Annotated in this window: 17 protein-coding genes; 1 reads left to right on the forward strand and 16 read right to left on the reverse strand. The window is 29.8% G+C overall.

Annotated elements, in window-relative coordinates; translation table 11 throughout:
- The first annotated feature begins 44 nt into the window (after positions 1-44).
- Positions 45-857, forward strand: coding sequence for a hypothetical protein (locus ACWJKS_RS11455; RefSeq protein WP_165412065.1), 813 nt, complete (start codon positions 45-47; stop codon positions 855-857).
- A 205-nt stretch (positions 858-1062) separates the two neighbouring features.
- Here ACWJKS_RS11455 and spo0A read toward each other — a convergent pair whose 3' ends face one another.
- From spo0A to spoIIIAF, 16 genes are all read right to left on the reverse strand, one after another.
- Positions 1063-1878 carry a sporulation transcription factor Spo0A gene (gene spo0A / locus ACWJKS_RS11460; RefSeq protein ID WP_165412066.1) on the reverse strand — a complete coding sequence of 272 codons (816 nt, stop codon included), beginning with the start codon at positions 1876-1878 and terminating at the stop codon, positions 1063-1065.
- Positions 1879-2083: 205 nt separating this feature from the next.
- Positions 2084-3313, reverse strand: coding sequence for a SpoIVB peptidase (gene spoIVB / locus ACWJKS_RS11465; protein ID WP_462952904.1), 1230 nt, complete (start codon positions 3311-3313; stop codon positions 2084-2086).
- 292 nt (positions 3314-3605) lie between these two features.
- Complete coding sequence (gene recN / locus ACWJKS_RS11470) at positions 3606-5294, reverse strand: DNA repair protein RecN (RefSeq protein ID WP_220285922.1); 1689 nt, start codon at positions 5292-5294, stop codon at positions 3606-3608.
- A gap of 11 nt (positions 5295-5305) precedes the next feature.
- Entirely contained in the window at positions 5306-5758 is a 453-nt protein-coding gene (locus tag ACWJKS_RS11475; protein ID WP_165412069.1) for an arginine repressor, read from the reverse strand.
- Entirely contained in the window at positions 5727-6608 is an 882-nt protein-coding gene (locus tag ACWJKS_RS11480) for an NAD(+)/NADH kinase (RefSeq protein WP_165412070.1), read from the reverse strand. The genes ACWJKS_RS11475 and ACWJKS_RS11480 overlap by 32 nt, the downstream gene beginning before the upstream one ends.
- A 31-nt stretch (positions 6609-6639) precedes the next feature.
- Complete coding sequence (locus ACWJKS_RS11485; protein ID WP_462959606.1) at positions 6640-7479, reverse strand: TlyA family RNA methyltransferase; 840 nt, start codon at positions 7477-7479, stop codon at positions 6640-6642.
- Positions 7480-7514: 35 nt separating this feature from the next.
- Positions 7515-9377 carry a 1-deoxy-D-xylulose-5-phosphate synthase gene (gene dxs, locus ACWJKS_RS11490; RefSeq protein ID WP_462959607.1) on the reverse strand — a complete coding sequence of 621 codons (1863 nt, stop codon included), beginning with the start codon at positions 9375-9377 and terminating at the stop codon, positions 7515-7517.
- Positions 9378-9534: 157 nt separating this feature from the next.
- Positions 9535-10407, reverse strand: a complete 873-nt coding sequence (locus ACWJKS_RS11495; RefSeq protein WP_216302557.1) for a polyprenyl synthetase family protein — start codon at positions 10405-10407, stop codon at positions 9535-9537.
- Positions 10408-10451: 44 nt separating this feature from the next.
- Entirely contained in the window at positions 10452-10685 is a 234-nt protein-coding gene (locus ACWJKS_RS11500) for an exodeoxyribonuclease VII small subunit (RefSeq protein WP_165412074.1), read from the reverse strand.
- The gene (gene xseA, locus ACWJKS_RS11505) at positions 10685-11890 is read right to left on the reverse strand and encodes an exodeoxyribonuclease VII large subunit (RefSeq protein WP_220285923.1); all 1206 of its coding nucleotides are present in this window, start codon (positions 11888-11890) and stop codon (positions 10685-10687) included. The genes ACWJKS_RS11500 and xseA overlap by 1 nt, the downstream gene beginning before the upstream one ends.
- Positions 11880-12728 carry a bifunctional 5,10-methylenetetrahydrofolate dehydrogenase/5,10-methenyltetrahydrofolate cyclohydrolase gene (locus ACWJKS_RS11510; RefSeq protein WP_216302508.1) on the reverse strand — a complete coding sequence of 283 codons (849 nt, stop codon included), beginning with the start codon at positions 12726-12728 and terminating at the stop codon, positions 11880-11882. The genes xseA and ACWJKS_RS11510 overlap by 11 nt, the downstream gene beginning before the upstream one ends.
- Positions 12729-12874: 146 nt before the next feature.
- Entirely contained in the window at positions 12875-13270 is a 396-nt protein-coding gene (gene nusB, locus ACWJKS_RS11515; protein ID WP_216302507.1) for a transcription antitermination factor NusB, read from the reverse strand.
- 98 nt (positions 13271-13368) lie between these two features.
- The gene (locus ACWJKS_RS11520) at positions 13369-13758 is read right to left on the reverse strand and encodes an Asp23/Gls24 family envelope stress response protein (protein ID WP_165412078.1); all 390 of its coding nucleotides are present in this window, start codon (positions 13756-13758) and stop codon (positions 13369-13371) included.
- Positions 13759-13839: 81 nt separating this feature from the next.
- The gene (locus ACWJKS_RS11525) at positions 13840-14343 is read right to left on the reverse strand and encodes a SpoIIIAH-like family protein (RefSeq protein ID WP_216302506.1); all 504 of its coding nucleotides are present in this window, start codon (positions 14341-14343) and stop codon (positions 13840-13842) included.
- A 38-nt stretch (positions 14344-14381) separates the two neighbouring features.
- Positions 14382-15035 (reverse strand): stage III sporulation protein AG, encoded by a 654-nt coding sequence (gene spoIIIAG / locus ACWJKS_RS11530; RefSeq protein WP_462959608.1) that lies wholly within the window; start codon positions 15033-15035, stop codon positions 14382-14384.
- Between the two features lie 52 nt (positions 15036-15087).
- A complete protein-coding gene (gene spoIIIAF, locus ACWJKS_RS11535) occupies positions 15088-15681 on the reverse strand; it encodes a stage III sporulation protein AF (protein WP_216302504.1) in 594 nt (197 codons plus the stop codon).
- Positions 15682-15701: the final 20 nt, after the last annotated feature.

Genomic DNA, 15701 nt, shown 5'->3' on the forward strand with positions numbered 1-15701 from the left:
ATGATTATAAACATACTATAAAATAAAAGGTAGGTGTTATTAAATTGAAAACTTATAGAAGATACTTATGCGTGTGTGCCTTGGCCTTATCTATTAATACTTTCGATAATAATTTAACATTTGCTATTAAAAATGACAGAATATCTCCGAATAATAAAACAGAAAAATTTCAATATGAATTACTATTTCGTATTCCATCCACTAAAAATTTTCAAGGATTAACATTTTTTGATGGACATTTTTATTGTGGCTTTGATTTAGGAGCTGGAAACGGGAAAATAATTAAATATGATATGTCAGGAAAGAAAATATGTGAAACAGCATCTATGTCTGTAGGCCATTGTGCTGAACTTGGATATAGAACCAAAACAAACAAAATTTATATTGCTAATGGTGGAGGAACTAATTTAACTCATATTTATGTTGTTGATTATACTACAAGTACAATATTAAGTAATTTAAGCTATGAACGTTTGGGAACATCAGCCTTACTTGCTATAGATAATGTCCATGATTATTTAATACTCCATACCATTTCAAGTGGAGCCGATATTGGTAATCCAACATTTACTATTATAAATTTAGCCAACATGAATGTAATAAATACTTTTAATATTGCTACGCAAGGTGTTCCACAAGGCTTAGAAACAGATGGCAAATACATTTATTTATATACAAATAATAAGATTACAATATTAAATTATGAAGGTATAATAATTGCAACTTATCATTTTAATAACCCAGGAGAAAGTGAGGGTTTAACTTTTGCTTTAGAATATGGAAAGTCCTATTTAGCTATGGGATACGCTTCTCCGAATAGAATTTATATAATAAGAAGTATGATTTTCAAAAAATAAACTCATATTTCTATATCAAAATCCCCTATGAAACTATTGGCTAATCTACTACATTTTATGAGTATCAATTATTTCCATAAAAATAAACTTATTCATTTACTTAATAAATGAATAAGTCTATTAGTTTTTGGTTTATAACTCAATATTAACTAAATAATTAACTTCGATAAAAAACAAACCGGTCTGAAACCGTCGTTATATAAGGCTAAGAAACCCTGTTTTGTAATCTTAACTTATCGGCTACCATAGCTATAAATTCACTATTGGTTGGTTTACCTTTAGCATTATGTATGGTATAACCAAATATTTTATTTATTGTTTCAACTTGACCACGTCCCCATGCTACTTCTATAGCATGCCTTATTGCTCTTTCTACCCTACTAGCAGTTGTGTTGAATTTTTTAGCAATAGATGGGTATAATTCCTTCGTCACTGCGGATAGAAGTTCAATATCATTAACTACCATAGTGATTGCTTCTCTTAGATACATGTATCCCTTAATATGAGCTGGAACACCAATTTCATGAATTATATTTGTAATTTCAGCTTCTAAATCCATTGGTTCGTTATGATTACTTTTTCTAGTTTCAGATGTATCAATAAAAGATATTGATTTTTTGCTGTTATCACTTGAAATTGTATTATTAAACATTTGTCTTATTCTCTTTGTAAAAACTTCCATATCAAATGGTTTTACTACATAATAATCTGCTCCCAATGCAATAGCTCTTTGTGTAATCTTATCTTGCCCAACTGCAGATAATACTATTATTTTTGGTATTGGTTCAAGGTCCATACTACCCAATCTTTCTAGTACCCCAAGACCATCTAAATGCGGCATTATTATGTCTAATACTACCAAGTCAGGCTTTCTCTCTTTTATTAACTTAAGAGCTTCTATTCCATCTTTTGCAATACCTGTAACCATAATATCTCTTTGGCTTAATAAATAATCATTTAAAATATTGCAAAATTCTTTATTATCATCTGCAATAAGCACACTAATTCTAGCTTCTTCCATATTATAACTCCCCTTTATAAATAAATTCCCATATCTTAACAAATATTAATTCGACAAAAGAATTACAATTCCTTCTTATATTAAGAAAATTTACAAATAAATAATTATTTATCATTATTTATCATTTTTTATAAAATAAAGGATAGCATCCGCTATCCTTTATTGCTTAATATCTATTTTAACCCCTTTTTTTAAATAATGCTAGTTAATTTGATAAAATACCTGCATCTTTCAACATCCATTCTATATATATTCCATATCCTAAATCAGGTTTATTAATTAAAACATGGGTTACCGCACCAATAATCTTATCATTCTGAATTATTGGACTACCACTCATACCTTGCACTATGCCGCCAGTTTTTTCTAGAAGCCTAGGATCTGTAATTTTAATGACCATACTTTTCGATCCGGATTTATTTTGAGGTAATAGTTTCTGAATTTCTATTTGAAACAATTGTGGTTCACTACCATTTATAGTGGTTAAAATTTGAGCTTTTCCTTCTTTAATTTCATTTCTTAGTCCTATTTTCATAGGTTTACTAAATTTATTATTTATAAGACTTTTAGTTCCTTCTCCAAATATACCACATTCAGTATTTTTGGTTATTTGACCTTTTATTTTGCTTTCATCTATGAAAAGTCCTCTTAACTCTCCTGGAGTTCCTCTTGTTCCTTTTTTTACTGATACAATATTAGATGATATAATTACACCATTATTAACATTCAATATTGTTCCGGCATCAGCATCTGTAATAGGATGACCTAACGCAGCAAATTTTTTAGTTTTATCATCATATAACGTTAATGTTCCTACACCAGCAGTTGAGTCGCGTACCCATAAACCAATTTTTTGTTTTCCATCTTCTGAATCAATAGTTGGTTTAATTTTAACTTGAAAAAATGTTAAATCATTTTTACGTTGTAATTTAAGAGTGAGTTCTGTATTTTTTTCTTTATTTATAAATCTTATTACATCTTCTGCATGATTTATTTCAACATTATTTATACTTATTATACTATCACCTATTTGTACACCTGCATTTGCGGCAGGACTTGGTGTTTTACCATTTATACCTTGAATATCAGATAAAGCTACTACTAAAACACCTTTAGTATTCAATTTAACACCAATTGGTTGTCCTCCTGGATAAACCATTAAATCTGATTTGTCTTTTATAAATGTTGATTCAACTTCTAAGCTATTTTCTAAATTAACTTTTTTCTCATTTTTCTTTTTATTATTTATATCTGGTTTATTAAGAATAATGTCTTTATCGTTTTTTACTTTTACAAGTTTGTTAGAATATAATGTTTCCATTGGTCTATCATATGCTGCAACAATTTTATTTTGGACTTTAAGATACGCACTTAAAGCAATTATTACTACTAAAGGTGTTATAATCCAACATATTATATTTAACCTTTTCTTCATAAGCTTTACCTCCTTTTCTCTTATATTTATAACTTTAAGTTACCCTCGAATTCTCCATATTATGCTATAACATTAATTCAAAAATAGTCAAAGACATAGATTCAAAACTAATTTATACTAAATTAAAAAAATTACCCTCTATTGCAATTATTTTTACATTTTTATTAATTATACAAACTTAGAGGCTTTATACTTTAGGTTAAAAAAAACGAAAAAAATAAAGCCATAAAATTATGACTTTACTTTTCCCTATTAACCTATTTTTATAACTATGCTAACCTAAAAAACAAAATTAATATTTTTTTTGTTTCTTTGCCATATTTATCATTTCTTTAGAATTTTCCAAGGTTAATTTAGTAACCTGTGTACCACCAATCATTCTAGCTATTTCTTGTTGCTTTTCTTCATCATTCATTTTTATAACATTGGTATAAGTTTTATTTTTTAAAACATTTTTAGATATTAAATAATTTGTATCTGCCATACTAGCTATTTGGGGCAAATGTGTTACACAAAGGATTTGATGGTTTAATGATATTGAATACATCTTTTCTGCAACACATTGCGCGATTCTACCACTAATACCAGTGTCTATTTCATCAAATATAACAGTAGGTATTTCATCCTTATTAACGAATACAGTTTTGAGTGCAAGCATTATACGTGATAATTCCCCACCAGACACAATATTTTCTAATGGATTTAGTGGTTCTCCAGGATTAGTAGATATACAAAATTGAACTTTATCACAGCCATTTTCATAAAATTCATTTACGAGTTTTACTTCTATGTAGAACTCACTTTTTTCAAGGCCAATATAATTTAATTCATCTTTTATTTTACCTTGGAGTTTTTTTGCTGTATCAGATCTAATTTCATGAATCTGATCTGCTATAATTTTCATTTCACGCTCAAGAGCTATTTTTTCTTTTTTAAGAACAATGATTATATCACTACTATTAATTAATTCTTCATATTCAATTTGGATTTTTTCTTTATATTCATAAATTTCCTCAATGGTAGGTGCATACTTCTTCTTACAAGTGTTAATCAGGCTTATTCGACTATTCATATACTCTAATTCTTTTTCATCATAATAAATTGTCTCTTTTAAGTTTCTTAAATCCGTAATATTTTCCTCTATATTAAAATAGCTTTCTTCTATAGAGTCTGCAATTAATTTTATTTTTTCCATGTGCTTTTCTATACTTCTTAATTCCCTAATAGCCATAGCTAAATTATAAAAAACCGAAGTATTTTCCTCATCACTGGTATCTAATAATGCATAACTTTTTGATAAATGTTTTTCCAAATTTTCTGCATTGCTAATGATTGCATATTTTTCTAAAAGATCCTGGTCTTCACCAATTTTGAGATTGGCGCTTTTAATTTCTTCTAACTGGTAATTCAAGAAATCGATTCTTTTTTCTCGCTGTCCTTCATTTCCTTCAAGTTTATTAATTCTATTTTTGATTGTAGTCATCCTTACATATTTCTCATTATATCCCACAAGAACCTTATGAATTTTATCAGTTCCAAAGGAATCCACATAAAATATATGATTGACTTTATCTAATAAATTATGATTATCATGTTGACCATGAATATCCAATAAATTTTTACTAATATACTTAACCTTTGAGAGTAGCAATGATTTACCATTAACTTTTGCAATACTTTTCCCAGATTGAAAAGTTTCGCGACTTATAAATACCATGTCCTCATAATCAATATCCATCTCATCTAAAGCATTTTTGTTATTTTTAGTATCAATGCTAAATATTGCCTCAACATAAGTTTTGTTTTCACCTGTCCTGATTAAGTTCTTATTGAATTTACCCCCTAATACATAATTTATAGCATCAATTAAAATTGATTTTCCCGCTCCTGTTTCACCAGAAAGGACATTAAATCCTTTTTCAAAATTAATACTTAACTTTTCAATTAGGGCAAAATTCATAATATTTAATTGTAGGAGCATACTACCTCCTCCTATTCACTAATCATTTTTTTAATTTTTTGGATTATCTCTTTTGTCTCTTCTTCTTTTCTAACTAAAATAAATATAGTATTATCTCCAGCTATAGTACCTACAATACCATTGAACTTTAAAGAATCTAAAGCTTCAGCAGCAGCAGCTCCAGCTCCAGAAATCGTTTTTAATACTATAAAATTATCTACATGGTCAACATAAAGAACTGTTTGAGAAAAAATATTAACCAATTTATTTGATAAAAAGGTATCTGCTGGAGAACTAGTTGCATACTTGTGACTTCCATGTGCATTCATAACCTTAATTAATTTCAATTCCTTTATGTCTCTCGATACAGTTGCTTGAGTAATATCAAATCCATTGTTTTTTAGTTCTTCTGCTAACTGCTCCTGAGTTTCAATCTCATTAGCTTGGATAATCTCAATTACTTTTGCATGACGTGAAATCTTCATTTTTTTCTCCCTCACAATCCATTGTTCTAGAAATTATTTTTTTTCTCAAAATTTCAAAATAATTATAATCATTAAATTTAACCAATCTACACTTCTTATTTGAAACACTTACTAATATTTTTTCATAGTTATTTAGCTTTATTGCCCGTTGTCCATCTAATGTCAAAAATATGCTTTCATGTTCACTTTTTATATTTATAGATATTTCACTTTTACAGTCCAGCACTATAGTTCTCATATATAAAGATAATGGGCAAATAGGAGTTACAGCTATAACATCTAAGTTAGGATAAATTATAGGCCCTCCTGCAGATAATGAATATGCTGTAGACCCTGTTGGCGTAGATATTATAAGCCCATCCCCTGTAAACTCAATGTAAAACTTATTATCTATGTGTAATTCATATTTAACAACTCTCGCTAGTGTTCCCTTTGATACAATTATATCATTTAAAGCAGTATATTCTTCAGTTTTATCTCGATATGGCAAAGTGCAATTAAGCATCATTCTGTCTTCTACATAATAATCATCTTCACTAAATCTTTTCATAGCATTTTCAAACTCTAGTAACTCCACACTAGAAAGAAATCCCAGATTGCCTATATTCACACCTAAAATTGGGATATTAGAGTTGTTTAAATTTCGCGATGTTCTTAAAATAGTTCCATCTCCACCTAAAGCAATAATAATATCTAAATCGTTATATTTTATATTTTCAAGGCCAATGGAATCTTTAAATACAAATATGTTAGTATCATCTATATACTTACTAATAATATTTTTTACATACTTACTTATTTTCCCATCTTCATCCTTAGTTGTATTTATATTAATGCCAATTTTTTTCATATTCCCTCCTTGCCGCCTTCTATATCATATATCAACTATTATTTTTATCCTCGCTTACCCTATTTAAATCTTTATGAGCTTCACTAACTATGTGAGTTATATTATCTTCAATATAATTCCCATAGTTCTCTTTAGATTTTGTAAAATAAATTAAATATTCAATATTCCCATTAGGTCCTTTTATCGATGAGTAATTAACATTAATAACCTTTACATCTAGACATCTCAGAAAGTTTAAAACTCTAACTATTACCTTTACATGTTCACTAGGTTTTTTAACCACACCTTTTTTATTTACGATGCCTACACCTACTTCAAATTGTGGCTTTAATAGTGCTACAACGCTACCATCATTTTTTAATAGGTTAAGTAAATTGGGAATAACTTTTTCCAGGGATATAAATGATACATCAATACTTGCAAAATCGGCAAGTTCACCTATACTATCTACATTTAAATATCTTATGTTTGTATTTTCCATGGATACTACTCGCACGTCGCCTCTCAATTTATCATCTAACTGATTTGTTCCAACATCTATAGCGTATACCTTGCATGCTCCATGTTGAAGCATGCAATCTGTAAACCCGCCTGTAGATGCACCTATATCTAGGCAAACTTTATCTTTAAGTTCAATATCGAAAGAATTTATAGCCTTTTGAAGCTTTAATCCACCCCTGCTTACATAAGGAATATCTTCTCCTATGAATTCAATACTAGATGATATATCTACTTTTTTCCCACATTTAGTAGTCATAATACCATCCACAAATATATTTCCGGAAATTATATTTTCCTTTGCTCTTTCTCTTGAAAATAGAACTCCCCTTTTAACTACAAGAACATCTAATCTTTGTTTATCTTCTAACATAAAAAACTCCTTAAGACTCCACTAAAGTGCATTATTTAAACTAACCCTAAAATACTTTCAAAAATCCCATCTACATCTAGTTTATGTAATTTATACAGTATGTCAACTGTTCCGTGAGGAATAAACTCATCTTTAAATCCTAAATTAATGACCCTTGTTTTTGTCGTAAGTGAATTCACATATTCTAGTACTAAAGAACCTAATCCCCCATGCACAAGATTATCCTCTATAGTTACTAAAGAATATTTTTTATTTACTAGCTCTAAAAGTAGTTCTTTATCAATAGGTTTAATAAAACACGCATTAATTACAGTAGCTTCTATTCCCATATTGTTTAATTTTTCTCTAACCAATATAGCATTTTGAACCATTTTACCTGTAGCTATAAAGGCTATTTTTCCACCGCCTAAAAGGGTTTCCCATTTCCCCCTCTTAAAGTTTTCAATAGGAGACATTTTAACATTGCAATTATCCCCACCCCTTGGGTATCTTATAGCAATTGGGTAATCTTGTTTAACTGCAAAAGTTAACATAGTCTTCAATTCACTTATACATTTTGGAGCCATAATTGTCATATTGGGAATATGAGATAAATATGATAAATCAAATACTCCTTGATGTGTTTCTCCATCGGCTCCAACAATGCCCGCTCTATCTATAGCAAAAATAACAGGTAACTTTTGAATGCATACATCATGTACAATTTGGTCATAAGCTCTCTGAAGAAAAGTTGAGTAAACCGCAAAAATAGGTTTTAAACCTTGCGATGCCATTCCTGCTGCCATAGTAACTGCATGTTGCTCCGCAATTCCTACATCAAAAAATCTATTAGGAAACTGTTTTGAAAACATTTCTAGGCCAGTACCCTCAGGCATGGCAGCTGTTATTGCCACTATATTTTTGTTCTCCTTTGCAAGGCTTACAATCTGCTCCCCAAATCCATCAGAGTAACTTTTCTTAGAACTACCACATAGCTCTCCAATTAAGGGGTTAAATGGACCTACGCTATGGTATTTACGTGGCTGGTTTTCAGCAAATTTATAACCCTTGCCCTTTTTAGTTATAACATGAATAATCACTGGTCCGTCTATTTCTTTAGCTAGCTTCAATACCTTGCTTACCTCTTTAATATCATGTCCATCTATAGGTCCTAAATATTTAATACCCATATGCTCAAAGAGCATCCCTGGCACAATAACCTGCTTAATTCCATTTTTAATCTTTTGAATTGAACTAACCATACCGTCTCCTACGCTAGGAATTTTTCTAAGCGTAGAATTTATTTCTTTTTTTATTCTATTATAAGTTGGGTCAATTCTAAATTGGCTTAGGTACTTAGACATGCCTCCAACATTTTTAGAAATAGACATTTGATTATCATTAAGCACAATAATCATTTTAGTTTTCCTAAAGCCTATATCATTTAATGCCTCAAAAGACATACCTCCTGTAAGTGCACCATCACCTATTACCGAAATAACGTTATAATCTTCCTTTTGTAAATCTCTAGCCCTTGCAATGCCCAGCCCTGCAGAAATAGAAGTACTACTATGTCCTGATTCAAATATATCATATTTGCTTTCTTCTTTTTTAGGAAAACCACTTAATCCACCGAAATTTCTAAGTGCATCAAATTTATCTTTTCTTCCTGTAAGAATTTTATGTACATAAGATTGGTGACCCACATCCCATATTAATTTGTCTTTATCCAAATTAAAAACATTGTATAAACTTAATGTTAATTCTACTACACCTAAATTAGAAGCTAAATGTCCTCCAGTTTTAGATACTTTTTCAATTAGAAAACTTCTAATTTCTCCTGCAAAAACATTCAACTCTTGTATAGACATTTTTTTCACTGAATTTATGTCATTAAAATCATCTAAAATTTTACTCATATACATCTATCCTCTTTTATTAATTATATTATCATACCCACATTTATGGAGATATTATATCATATAATAATATTTAATTCAAAAGCTGTTTCGACTTAAAATACAATTTAATGACATTTAAGGTGTAGTTCATTAATCAAAGAATATTAGTAAATTTTCAATATTCCCTTTTTAATAAAAATTCCGTCATTTCTTCTAAATACTTTGTATTCACCTTAAGATTTTTTAATATCTCAAAACACTCTTCGCTTAAATCATTACACTTTTCCTTACATTTTTCCAAACCATACATGGTTATAAAAGTAGTTTTATTATTACACTCGTCGCTTTTTACATTTTTACCTAAAACACTAACATCTCCAATTACATCTAATATATCATCCTTAATTTGAAATGCCAAACCTAATTTGTCACCATACTCTTTTAATTCACTTAACTCTTCTTCACTGGCATTGCCTAAGATAGCACCACATATTATTGCTACTTTAATTAGTTCTCCAGTTTTATTTCTATGCATATACAGAAGTTCTTCCTCTGATATTGCGATGCCTTCACTTAAAATATCACAGATTTGTCCAGCTATCATCCCCTGAGCTCCAGAAGCTTTTGCTATGAAGGCACTTGCCTTAATTTTATTTAAACTTCCATCTAAACATTGATTTAGCATTATAATCATAGCTTCATTTAATAATCCATCTCCTGCAAGTATTGCAATTGCCTCTCCATAAATTTTGTGATTTGTAGGCTTCCCTCTGCGCAAATCATCGTTATCCATACTGGGCAGATCGTCATGAATAAGGGAATATGTATGAATCATTTCAAGGGCCGCTGCAAAAGGTAAAATATCTCTATAATCTTCCTTGTACATATTGTATGTAAGAATCATTAAAATCGGTCTGACTCTTTTCCCACCGACTTTTATACTATAAATCATCGATTCGAAATTTCTATTGTCAATTTCTGGTTTATTATCAAAATAATCATTTATCCAGTGTTCTACTACATCTTTTAGCAATTTTATATTCATTATATCCCTTCTTTTCATGATAGGTTGTAAAAATAATATAGTGTAATCTAATCTTTAACGACCTCCGCAAGAGTCATAAAATCCCTTTCACCTTCAGCTGTTAATATCTTTATTTTACCTTCTGTATCATTTAAAATTTTGTATAAACTGTTGCAGATTTTTATACCTTCTTCATAATTAATCATAGTTTGTTCTAACGTAACTTCATTCCCATTCATCAGGTCTACAATTTCTTCAAGACGAACCATCATATTTTCGTAAGATTCTTTTTTCTTTGCCATTAGAACTCCTCCAAATTTCTTACATTAAATCTACCACTACCGTCCTTTAATGTAATTTTCACCTCTTTTATATTTTTCAAATCACTAATTTCACTAATAACTTCATTTTCATTGTTTTGAAGTACCGCATATCCCTTATTCAATACATTTAAGGGGTTATGAGCATGCAAAAGAGCATTGCACTTGGAAAGTTTCTGCTTTTCTAGTGAAATTTTCGCATTAAACCTGTAACTTAGATTTTCTTTTAAATTATCTATATGGATGTATTGATTAACTATAAAATTTAAAGGACTATTTATTTTCAAAGTTTTATTTAATAAATTAACTTTATTATATTCTTTGTTAACCTTAAATTCCACAGATTTTAGTAAGAGTTCTCTAAGTGATTTAATTTCATTATTTAACTCTTTTAAATTTCTCACAGCAATTTCTGCTGCGGACGATGGAGTCGGCGCCCTAAGGTCGCATGCGAAATCCGCTATAGTAAAATCCGTTTCGTGACCAATTCCAGTAATTATAGGTATTTTAGAATTATAGATAGTGACTGCTAAATTTTCTTCATTGAATGCCCATAACTCCTCAATTGAGCCTCCTCCTCTTGCAATAATGATTAAATCAACATTTTTTAGTTCATTAAAATATTTTACACCTTGCGCAACACTCTCGCTAGCATTTACACCTTGAACAATTGTTGGGTATATAAGCATGTTAACCTTTAAGTTACGTCTTGTTGCAACATTAATAATATCTTTAACTGCAGCTCCTGTTGGGGATGTAATTATTCCTATTCTAGTAGGAAATGAAGGTATACTTTTCTTGTGTTCTTTATCAAATAATCCTTTTTTCTCTAATTTCTCTTTTAGATTTTGAAAAGTCAAATATAACTGGCCTTCTCCATCCTGCTCCATGGAGTCACAATAAAGCTGATAAGACCCCTCTTTTTCATAAACAGAAACCCTACCACTGATGATAACATTCATGCCATCTCTAGGTGCAATTTTAAGTTTAAAAGCCTGCGATTTAAACATTACACAATTTATCTTTCCAAATGCATCTTTTAATGAAAAATATATGTGCCCGCTAGAATGCAATTTTACATTAGATAGTTCGCCTTTAACATTTGAGTTTTTTAATATAAAGTCACTGTCTATTATTTTCTTAATATATCCATTAAGATCAGTTACTGTTAATACTTTAATAAACATTATCCCTCCATGCCATGCAAGCATTTTTTATAAGCATTGTCGTAGTCATTAGTCCCGTTCCACCTGGTACTGGTGTAACATAACTTGCATGATTAATAACATCATCAAAAGATACATCCCCAGTTACTTTATTATTCACCATTGTTGTCCCAACATCTATAACAACTGCTCCTTCTTTAATAAAATCACTTGTTACAAAACCTGGTTTACCTATTGCGGCAACTATTATATCTGCTGTTTTGCAAACTTCCTTTAAGTTTGTTGTTTTAGAATGACATATTGTTACTGTTGCATCTTCATTAAGTAGCAATTGTGCTCCTGGTTTTCCAACAATATTACTTCTACCAATAACAACAGCATGTTTCCCTTTAATAACGCATCCAGTACTTTTAATCATTTCAATGACTCCTAAAGCAGTGCAAGGAATAAAACTTTTCTCTCCCTTATAAAATCTGCCCATATTTACATCACTTAATCCATCAATATCCTTTTTATATGAAATTTTAGAAGTGATTTCCTTCTCATTAAACTTTTTCGGTAAAGGCAATTGAATGATTACACCATCCACAGTATTATCTTCATTCAATTTTTCTATAATATCTACAATATCTTTTTGATCAACGTCTTTATCCAAGTGAATACAAGTATAAGATATACCTAATTTATTGCAGAGGTTATTCTGACTTTTTACATATGACGTGCTACCTCCATCGTCACCTACTAATATGGTTTTAATTGATGGCACCCTAAGTCCCTTACTAATACCGCCTTTTATAACTGATTTAATTTCATCTCTGTACTTTTCAACTATCACCTTTCCATTAACTTTAATTCCCATATTATCCTCTCCTTGTTATGTGTTTTTTAAATACTAGTTATTATAATACAGTTCTAACACGCTTTCAAAATTCCTCTTTTATCAAAAAAAATAACTAGTCAAAGATGCCCTAGTTATTTTATTGTTATTTAATTATCTTGCCTTTTTTAAATCATCTTCGCTAAGATACCATTTATAAAAGCTGGGGAACTATCTTCCCCATATTTCTTAGCAAGTTCTATTGCCTCATTTACAGAAACCTTACCTGGTATTTCTTCCTCGAATAATATTTCATATGCACCTACTCTTAAGATAGCTAGATTCATTTTTGATAATCTAGCCAACTTCCACTTAATTAAGTGCTTTTCAATATTTTCATCAATCTCCTTGCTATTTTCATGAATCCCGGCTAGCATCTTGGTAATATACGACATATCAATTTCATTTAAATCAACATCTGTGTTCTCTTTAAAATTTTCAATTATATCCTCATAGTTTTCTTTATTTATTGACATTTCAAAAAGTAATTTCATTGCTATTTCTCTTGACTTTCTTCTATTCATTAGTAATCCTCCTAATTTTCTCATCCTAAATTATACTTTTAATATAAAAATAACAAGCATAGTAATAAACACCCTCTGATTACAGAGGGTGTTTATTACTATGCTTCTATTTCCTCTAGCTTTTCTGTTTTAGATAATACAACATTTTGTACATACACATTTACGGCTGTTACTGTAAGGCCTGTCATAAGCTCTACAGATTTTTTCACATTTATTTGTGCTTTTTCAGTTACTTCCGGAATTTTAATACCATATTCAACTACAACGTGTAAATCAATTACTGCACTACTTTCTCCTACATTGACTTTAACGCCCTTAGATAAATTCTTCTTTCCGCTTAATATTTGAGTTATTCCACCAACGAGACTAGCACTCATACCAACGATTCCCTGTATTTCAGCAACAGCGAGTCCTGCTATTACACTAACCACATCCTCGGATATCTTAACAGTGCCCATTTCTGTTTCATTTAAAATTTTATCTTCCATATTAGTACCCCCTTATTTAGCTTAGGTAAAACATGACAATGCTATATTTATTATATCAGATAAATATAGCATTTACAATTATTATTGTTTGATTTTAACTTCAATTTTTTCTAATTTTGTTTTGTTCATTACAACATCATTAATGCTGCGAAGTTCTTCCTCTGAAAGTTGTTTTTTATCACTTTTAACTAATATTTGTACCTTATCATCTACTATACTGCACATTGCTTCTTCAAACCCTAGAGCTTTTAGTGCAAGTTCTATGTCTGATTCATTCTGTGAAGCCATTGATATGTTTAGATATTGCTCAGACGCAGTTGCCTTTTGTGCTTTTGGAGTATTAGTATCATCAATTAAAGCTTTAATCGATTGAAGAGTGCTTACACTTTCTTGATCTCTTGATAATTTTGCTTCTTCAAAATAGGATGAATTACTTTTACTTTCCTTTAGAGATATTGCGCTCTTCTCACTGCTAAAATCACCATCATTTACATATAATGGTCCATTCACCTTTGCCGCAAGATACCCTGCAAACACAATAAGTACTACCAACGCAACAATTATACCAGACTGTTTTTTATTCATAATATTCCCCCCCATCTACCTTTCTTTGAAATTATATGCTACTTATTCATAGGATATACATTAACTTTGTTTTTAGGTAAATTAAATAAATCAATTACCGCCTGCCTAATTCTAAGTTCAGTGACTTTTTCATTAGATCCTTCTGCCACTACGCATACACCAGTAATAATAGGCTTAATTTTTTTCACAATTAATGGTGCATTTTCATTTCCATTATTGGACATAACAACAGCACTTCCGTTATTTTCTTGAGTGATGTTTCTTTTTCCGCCTGTTGTATCATTTTCTTGTGTAAGACTTTTAGAATCATTAACATTTACCGCTGGAACACTCTCCTCTCCACTCTCAAAATAGATCATAAGCTGCACCTTTCCAACTCCTTGAATCCCTTCAAGTGTTGATTTAAGTTTGCTTTCTAATTGTGCTTCATAATCATTTAATTGTAGTGCTTTATTTTCCTTAACAATTTTATCATTTTGTGCATCGCCTGGGACAGCTGAAGTTTGCTTTGGAGATTTAAAAAAACTACTTGCTAAAATTATTACAACTGCCACTAAAATCACTAATACCAAGTTTCCCAATAACTTGTCAGATTTTTTGATTTTATTGTTTTTATTGTTGCCTTGACCACTATTTAATAATTCTGTTTTAATATACTCAGTAAATTTACTAAGCAAATTATCATTGTTCATAGAATCCCCCCCTCCTTTCTTGTTTTTATATACTGATTAACAATTATAGGTTTTATGAATTTAATTTATAAACAGTAATAGCATCACCAGATATCTTGAATTTACTACTTAGGAGCCTCTTTATTTTGTTTCCTTGTTCGCCTTGCATAATATTTTTTTTAGATGCATTTACACTTTTTGTATTAATTTCTATGTTTTCTATCTTTTTAACCCCTTTTTCCACAATTCCAATTTCAACCGTATTAATCTTAAATATTAGATTTTTACTATCGTAAACAATCTCTATATCAGCATTATACTTATTCTCTGGATATTCCTCTTCTAAGTTTATAATGCATTCATTCTCTAAATTCTTTTTAAAATTTTCCGTTGTATTAAGTATGTTAATATCTTTATACTTTTTAATATCTTTTTCGGTATTACTACCCTCCATGTAAGTTGTTGCTTTATTTGAATAAGAATTAAAATCAAAGTCCTTATCAAAAATCTTCATTATGGGATTTATAATTACCACAATTAACATCAGTCCTAATACAAATTTAGCATATTTTCTCATGCTATTGTCTGGCAAAATCATCTCCACCGCAGTAATAAAAAATATAGCAATGGTAATGTTTGTTACCCAGACTTTTAATCCTTCTATCAAATTATCACCACCTCCTTTAT

It is taken from the genome of Clostridium sp. CM038, assembly GCF_055081105.1.

What these genes read in the sequence shown, in the direction of transcription:
- nusB (WP_216302507.1), bottom strand. Translation starts at nt 13,270, where the DNA reads ATGAATAGAAGAAAGTCAAGAGAAATAGCAATGAAATTACTTTTTGAA.
- spoIIIAG (WP_462959608.1), bottom strand. Translation starts at nt 15,035, where the DNA reads ATGAACAATGATAATTTGCTTAGTAAATTTACTGAGTATATTAAAACA.
- spoIVB (WP_462952904.1), bottom strand. Translation starts at nt 3,313, where the DNA reads ATGAAGAAAAGGTTAAATATAATATGTTGGATTATAACACCTTTAGTA.
- ACWJKS_RS11525 (WP_216302506.1), bottom strand. Translation starts at nt 14,343, where the DNA reads ATGAATAAAAAACAGTCTGGTATAATTGTTGCGTTGGTAGTACTTATT.
- ACWJKS_RS11480 (WP_165412070.1), bottom strand. Translation starts at nt 6,608, where the DNA reads ATGAAAAAAATTGGCATTAATATAAATACAACTAAGGATGAAGATGGG.
- ACWJKS_RS11475 (WP_165412069.1), bottom strand. Translation starts at nt 5,758, where the DNA reads ATGAAGATTTCACGTCATGCAAAAGTAATTGAGATTATCCAAGCTAAT.
- ACWJKS_RS11520 (WP_165412078.1), bottom strand. Translation starts at nt 13,758, where the DNA reads ATGGAAGATAAAATTTTAAATGAAACAGAAATGGGCACTGTTAAGATA.
- ACWJKS_RS11510 (WP_216302508.1), bottom strand. Translation starts at nt 12,728, where the DNA reads ATGGGAATTAAAGTTAATGGAAAGGTGATAGTTGAAAAGTACAGAGAT.
- recN (WP_220285922.1), bottom strand. Translation starts at nt 5,294, where the DNA reads ATGCTCCTACAATTAAATATTATGAATTTTGCCCTAATTGAAAAGTTA.
- ACWJKS_RS11500 (WP_165412074.1), bottom strand. Translation starts at nt 10,685, where the DNA reads ATGGCAAAGAAAAAAGAATCTTACGAAAATATGATGGTTCGTCTTGAA.
- xseA (WP_220285923.1), bottom strand. Translation starts at nt 11,890, where the DNA reads ATGTTTATTAAAGTATTAACAGTAACTGATCTTAATGGATATATTAAG.
- dxs (WP_462959607.1), bottom strand. Translation starts at nt 9,377, where the DNA reads ATGAGTAAAATTTTAGATGATTTTAATGACATAAATTCAGTGAAAAAA.
- ACWJKS_RS11485 (WP_462959606.1), bottom strand. Translation starts at nt 7,479, where the DNA reads ATGTTAGAAGATAAACAAAGATTAGATGTTCTTGTAGTTAAAAGGGGA.
- spo0A (WP_165412066.1), bottom strand. Translation starts at nt 1,878, where the DNA reads ATGGAAGAAGCTAGAATTAGTGTGCTTATTGCAGATGATAATAAAGAA.